Here is a 1,316-nt window from a genome sequence, read left to right as displayed (position 1 = left end):
TGACTCGTCCTAAAAAAAGTTTACAGGTTATAACTCCAAATTTATTTGTTTTCTGTAGTAGTTCTTCCATCTTTTTTTGATGGTTATTCCTTTGATGAGATGTACTTGAGTTGGAGTAAGCATATCACAACTCAGGTGCGGTCTTTGATTGTTGTACCTGTTAATGATCTCATCCAGTTTTGCTTGAGTAATGGTTCCGGTTTGTTCAACGACTATATTGATGTATTCGTCTTTCAGAATGCCGTTAACCCGCTCAGCAACTGCATTATCTAACGGATCACCACTTTCTGTCATACTAATCGCTATTTGATGGTGTTTTAATGTATTAACATAGGAGTGACTGCAATATTGAAGTCCCCTGTCGGAGTGATGGATTAGTCCGTCCAGTAGTTGACAACTGTTTTCAATAGCGTCCTGAAGAGCGTTGACAGCATGAATACTGTCCATGTTCCTGGCCAACCTGTACCCCAATATACGTTTCGAATAGGCATCGGTTAGCAGGAACAGATATTGAAAGCCTTGCGCGGTTCTTATGTAAGTGATATCGCTCACCCATAATTGATTGGGCGTCGTTGGCTCAAAACCCTTTACCAGGTTCGGATATTTACGGAACCAATGGTTCGAGTTGGTGGTAATGTGCATTCGTTTACGTTTCCTGATAAGAAGATCTTCATCGGCCAACAATGAAAACAAGGCATCCCGCCCCATCTTTATTCCCTGACCTTCCAGATCCGGCTTAATCAGGTGGTAAATCTTCCGGGTTCCCATGCGCGGATGTTTACCACGGACCGAAGCAACCAGCCGAACCACCATGTAGTTTTGATTAACCATTTTTACCTGGCTTTGTAAATGTTTATAATAGGCTTGTCTGCTTATACCAAACACTCGGCATATCCTGCCCAGACCGGCAACAGGATAGCGGTATTTTAACGCTTGGATTGTTTGGTACCTGGCTTTTTTCGAATCTCAATATCCAGCTGTTTCTCGGCAATATCAATCATCAGAGATAAAGCTTCGCTGCGAAGCTTCTCATCCTCAACCTGGCGTTCAAGCTCTTTTATACGCTTTAACAGGTCTTCTTTTGATGTATGCGAATCCGACTTCATGAATGTGATTTGAAGTGACTGTGCTTCAAATTTACGAATCCATTTTAAAACCGTGCAATGCCCGGCGATATGATACCGACGCCGGGCTTCTTCTTTGCTTATTTGCCCGGTTAAAACTTCAGCAACCACCCGTCGCTTGAAGCTTTCATCATAAACTATAAATCCTGACATAAATTTACTTTTTGTGTAAACCTATTTTAGGACAAGACA

2 protein-coding genes are annotated in these 1,316 nt (G+C 42.0%); both read right to left on the bottom strand.

What is annotated here, in order from left to right:
• Positions 1 to 27 precede the first annotated feature (27 nt).
• Complete coding sequence (locus D1614_RS23610; RefSeq protein WP_241558156.1) at positions 28 to 903, bottom strand: IS3 family transposase; 876 nt, start codon at positions 901 to 903, stop codon at positions 28 to 30.
• Positions 904 to 926: 23 nt separating this feature from the next.
• The gene (locus D1614_RS23605) at positions 927 to 1,277 is read right to left on the bottom strand and encodes a transposase (RefSeq protein ID WP_119440457.1); all 351 of its coding nucleotides are present in this window, start codon (positions 1,275 to 1,277) and stop codon (positions 927 to 929) included.
• Positions 1,278 to 1,316 lie beyond the last annotated feature (39 nt).

Origin of the sequence: Maribellus luteus (assembly GCF_003576475.1) — a bacterium.
Classification (GTDB): Bacteria; Bacteroidota; Bacteroidia; order Bacteroidales; family Prolixibacteraceae; genus Draconibacterium; species Draconibacterium luteum.
This window is presented reverse-complemented; position numbering and strand designations above follow the sequence as displayed.

Coding starts and splice junctions, on each gene's coding strand:
- D1614_RS23605 (WP_119440457.1), bottom strand. CDS start 1,277: ATGTCAGGATTTATAGTTTATGATGAAAGCTTCAAGCGACGGGTGGTT.